Source organism: uncultured Microscilla sp. (genome assembly GCF_947493425.1).
Taxonomy (GTDB): domain Bacteria; phylum Bacteroidota; class Bacteroidia; order Cytophagales; family Microscillaceae; genus Microscilla.
The window spans coordinates 1-4,777 of sequence record NZ_CANLRP010000304.1; the positions used below are offsets into that span (position 1 = coordinate 1).

Here is a 4,777-nt window from a genome sequence, read left to right on the forward strand (position 1 = left end):
AAGTAGTCAGCGGGAGGGCTTGAGTTGCCGCCAAATACAGGGGTGAGTTTCACTGGGGTGCCATCTCCCGCGCAATACTTACGCTCGGCATTGAAACCTGCAATACTGAGTGTGGGCAACTCCTCTATAGTAATAGTGGTCTCAGCACTTTTGGTGCAACCATTTAGGCTTTGGGTCACTTTGAGGTTGCCGCTACCGTTTGAATTACCCCACTTGATGGTTACCTGAGCTTGATTGCTTGCCCCTACAATTTGCCCATTTTCTACCTGCCAAGCATAGGCGGTGCCGCCACTTGCACTACTGCTGCCATTACTCAGAGTATACGTCACCGTTTCACCCGCGCAGGGGGTCAAATCTCCTACAATACTGGGTGGGGGCAGGGCAAAAACTTTCACTGCATAGTCGGTAATGGTAGTGCAGCCATTACGGGTTTGGGCAAGGCGGAGGATTTTGTTGGTTCCTGCCACATTTCCTTTCTCCCACACTACGGCTACGCTTGCCTGGCGATTAATCCCCCCTACAAAAGTAGCTCCCCCTGCGGGTGCCGACCATTCAAATTCATCGGTGGTGGCGGAAACGGTAGACACATAGTTATAAATCGTGCTACCATCGCCGCATACCTGGGCGCCCGCATTGCCTCCACTAATGTTTTGAGCGGGTGGGCGGGTAATCTGAAAAGCCACCTTAATAGGCACGCTTGCCCCCACTTGCGTCACCTCGAAACGGTAAGCCCCGGCGCCGTAGCGTTTATACAAGTCTTGGCCGCTAAAAGTATAGCGGTAATCGCTACCGCCACCAATCAGTTGCAAGTTTAAAGGGATGGCTTGGTTGGCAGGGCTGTAAAGCTTTGCCCCCGATGGCGAGCTCAGGTTGGCAATGGTGACGGTTTGAGAAGCCGCTACATTGCTGCAATAGCTTGTGGCCAGTCCCAATACTACGGCATCGGCATCGTACACGCTAAAAGTGGTGCTCACGGTCACTGTACAGTTGTTGATGGCATAATCATAATACACCTTGTAGCCTGTACCTGGAAAGAGTAACCCCGGATACAATTTATTGCCTAATACTCCATCGCCCCGAAGCACACCCACTCCCCCCGCCGGGCTGTTGGTAACGGTGATGTTTACGGGTGAGAAGTTATCGTCGGGAAAGCTGGTAGCGGGTAAACTTACCTTGGGATTGGGTTGGGCTGCCACTCGAATAGTTTTGTGGCGGCTGGTGCTGCTCAGTGCACAATCGTTCACACTTTTGACCTGGAGCAGCTTGTTTCCCAGGCTTGCCGAAGTTGCCACATCCAAGGTGATGGTATTGTCGGCAGTGTAATACTTTTGTGCCCCTACTTGCACCGCATGTGGGTCGCCACTGGCAAGGAAACCCACAGGCAACGTCCACAAATAACCTGTCACATCGGGAACCGGGTCGGCAGTATACACAAAGCCGTTGCCCCCGGTGCATACCACCCCAACGCCACTAATATTTGTGGGGGCATTGAGTGCGTTGCTGCTAGTTGTATTGATGCCTCGCACGGTAGCAAATACCTCGTGGGGGTACAATCCCTCGAAATGCTCATAACCACTTACGGGCTTTAACTGAGCTACTATGCCTTTATTTTTACTGTTTGACCTCGTCTCCAGTCCACTCAGTACAATGCCCCCTATCTTGGTGGCACCCACAAAATGGTAGCTTATATAGAGTTTGCCCGAATTGAGCGATACTGTTGGGGCAAGAAAATCACCGGGGGCACCCGTGATAGTTACCCTGGGCAGCTTGCTTACTACAAAATCGGGATGATCAAATGCAAGCACTAAGGTTCCCTTGCCAATGGCAAACGACCCCACACTTTGCTCGCTGATGATGATGGGTGAAAGTACTACCGATTTACCACTGTTGCAGGCATCTACCGGGTCGGCGGGAACAATGAACACTGGATCAGGATTTGGGCGACTATCGTCTACCGCAGAGGCGCTTTCTTCTATATAAGCAGTCGCAGCAGTCAGCGTGCTAATGGCAAAGCTGGTACCCTGTCCACGCAGTTGGGTTTGGGCATAGGAAGGCTGGGCAAGGCTCCAGAGGAGCATGCAAAATAGGGTAAATGTTTTCATTTTAGTTTTTTAGTTGGTAGTCGGGAGTCGGTAGCTTATGCTGGCTTTTTTAAGCCTTGGTTAGCTCCATGTAGTGGATTTACTTTAGTCCACGGTCTACGGTCGACAGTCCATTGCGACTACACTGGGTTGGGTTTAGAGTTTGATTCTTTTATTGGTCTATTGTTGGTAGCCTATGGTAGCTCCCGACTACCGACTCTCAACTCTTGACTTACTAAAAAACAGCACCTTGCACTATGGGAAACAAATTTAATCGCTGAAACAATTGAAATGCGGCAAGGCACTGCTTGAGAATTAGGAGTTTTCAATTCTTAATTTAACCATTACACTTTACCACATTTTTGTTTACTATGATTCGGCTGTTTTGCTGGTACAGATATACCACTTTGGGCAAGGGTACCATAAAAGCTGCCTGGATACGAAAAATGTAGTGCTCAACCTGATAGCCAATCAATTCTAACCAAATATTCCTCACTAAATAATGGGTCGCTTTAGCGCCATCTAACCCTCCTGATGAAGCAATAGGGGCAATTACTTCGCCTTGCCAGTCACCCCCTAATACAAGTTTCTCAGTATATACTTTGATCTCGGTAACCTGGGGATTTTCTATCACTGGTTTGGTGACCCGAAGGGAGTTCTTCGGCTTTTTTGGTTTGATATCCCATACAACAAGCCCGCTCTCCAAGGTAAGTTCCTGTGGTTGCTCGAAGGTCAATGTATTGGGAGTCAATGGAGAGGATGGTGGTTGCCTATGGGTAGTAGGGTATGAAACAGTAGGTGGATGATTGTGATACATAATCGTTTTTTTAGAGAGTTTAAGATGATTTAATTGTTTGTATTGCCTAATGGGTTTAGGTAGTTTTTTGGGTATTTGATTATTTGTGATTAATGCTTAATCATGGGTAGTTCACGTACCAAATAGCTGTTGGCTGTGGGCAGCGAGCTGCGAGCCAACCAATGCTTGCCCTACTGTCACACTACGCACCTGATAAAGTACAGAAGTGGTATGTTTGGCTCCAGTCATTGTCCAGATGTAAGAACTTTCCCGAAGGTCTTCATTGAATAGTTCAAAATGCAAGTGTTGAATATTGGGAGGTAATGCATGGGTTTGGGGTGAAAATACTGGGGTTTGTTGAAAATAACCTAAAACCATGTCTAAGTATTTCATCGCTTCCAGGTAAGCATTGCCACTCGCATTTTGCTCTTTTTCGTGCACCGAAAACAACAGCAAGAGATTTAAATGATAAGGCTGAGTAAGGTCACTGGTGCGGCTTCTTTGCATAGTACGTTCTTCCTGCGCATGTAATAAAGTAATGACTATCCGCCCAGATTGGGCATCGGTGGTCGATTTACCCTCTCGTGTCACCAGTTTATCTACTGCTACCTCATACGCTTTTTGAGGAAACTGAAGCTCCATGAAATCTTGCAGTGATTCCTGAATAAGTTGAAGTATAGAATAGATCATTTAATAAGAGATTGTTGCGAGTGAAACCATAAAACAATCAGTAGGAGATGCCTCACCATATAGTGAGCTACTGATGGCACAATGTTAGGAAAGTACAGGGGTTGGGGGCAAATCTCGATCTTGATGAAACTTTGATTCTTTTAAACCTAATTTAAATAATCATATATATTCACTTAATAGTTATAGTTAAATCACTTTTGGTCGCAGTAAGTGGCTCTAAAGACGGTTTTGAGCCTTATCGCACTATTTTTAGGTGCCAGTTCTCGGTTTTAATAGTATTTTTATATGTTTTTGTGTGACTATACATGAGTAAATCACACAAATCAAAGTTTCATCAAGGTTTTGATTTGGAATTTATCTGCCAAAATGCCTACTCTTGCCTCGGAAAAAGTGCCCAATTGCACTGGAGCCATTTCTGAGAAATATTATATTACTCTAACCTTATTTACTATGTCAAGCCAAGCCAATGCCGAACACGATCCACAACAGCAACACGAGGGATCAACACCACCCCGAATCGTGGAGCCAAGCCTGGAACGCCTGATGGGAAAAGAAACCTCGTGGCCAACCCAGAAACAACAGTTGCCTTATGGAGCCTTGGTAGCAGCCAGCCCAGAACGAATTTTAGGAAAGAAAGCACCTAAAATAAGCGAACACACTGTACAAGCGGGAGAAGGACTTTGGACAATTGCCAAAAAATATAACCCCTTGGCTCCTATAACCGAGATTGCCCTATTAGTGCAGAAAATAGTTGAGTTGAATAATTTAGGGAGTGTTAAGGCTTTAATTGCTCCTGGGCAAATGCTTAAAGTACCTTCTACTGTTAATCTTGGTAATCAAAAACCACCTCCCCAAAAAACGTCGCCTAAAATAGACTCTAAAGTAAACGGCAAATTACGGGCACTTGAACTAAAAATGATGGAACAAAAAGCGGATAATACTAAGGTGTATCAACCACCAATTTTTGAGGGGAAAAAGGTAAATAAAAAGAGTACACCTACACCTAAAAAAGTAAAAAAAGCCAAAAAACGGGTAAAACCTGATTTTTCGCTTAATGGGATAAAAGATACACTAAAACGGAAGGGATACAAGTTTTATGAAGAAGAAGGGAAAGTCAACTTGATAGCAGTTAGAATAGACTTCTTGCGAAAGTGTTTTAAGCAGCATTTGCATTTACGAAAGTAGCAATCAGTGTCGCTCTTAGACCAAA

General features: G+C 45.4%; 3 protein-coding genes and 1 pseudogene. 1 reads left to right on the plus strand and 3 read right to left on the minus strand.

Annotated features, from left to right (window positions below):
- The 3 genes and pseudogenes from Q0954_RS32800 to Q0954_RS32810 all read right to left on the minus strand — a co-directional run.
- Positions 1 to 2,102 (minus strand): annotated as a pseudogene (locus Q0954_RS32800) (hypothetical protein); the annotation flags it as partial.
- Between the two features lie 316 nt (positions 2,103 to 2,418).
- A complete protein-coding gene (locus tag Q0954_RS32805; RefSeq protein ID WP_299465897.1) occupies positions 2,419 to 2,898 on the minus strand; it encodes a hypothetical protein in 480 nt (159 codons plus the stop codon).
- Positions 2,899 to 3,009: 111 nt separating this feature from the next.
- The gene (locus Q0954_RS32810; protein ID WP_299465900.1) at positions 3,010 to 3,567 is read right to left on the minus strand and encodes a Pvc16 family protein; all 558 of its coding nucleotides are present in this window, start codon (positions 3,565 to 3,567) and stop codon (positions 3,010 to 3,012) included.
- 342 nt (positions 3,568 to 3,909) lie between these two features.
- Here Q0954_RS32810 and Q0954_RS32815 point away from each other — a divergent pair, with 342 nt between their 5' ends.
- Positions 3,910 to 4,752, plus strand: a complete 843-nt coding sequence (locus Q0954_RS32815) for a LysM domain-containing protein (protein ID WP_299465903.1) — start codon at positions 3,910 to 3,912, stop codon at positions 4,750 to 4,752.
- Positions 4,753 to 4,777: the final 25 nt, after the last annotated feature.

Excerpts from the sequence above, each read along its gene's own strand:
- Q0954_RS32805 (WP_299465897.1), bottom strand. The coding sequence starts at position 2,898 with ATGTATCACAATCATCCACCTACTGTTTCATACCCTACTACCCATAGG.
- Q0954_RS32810 (WP_299465900.1), bottom strand. The coding sequence starts at position 3,567 with ATGATCTATTCTATACTTCAACTTATTCAGGAATCACTGCAAGATTTC.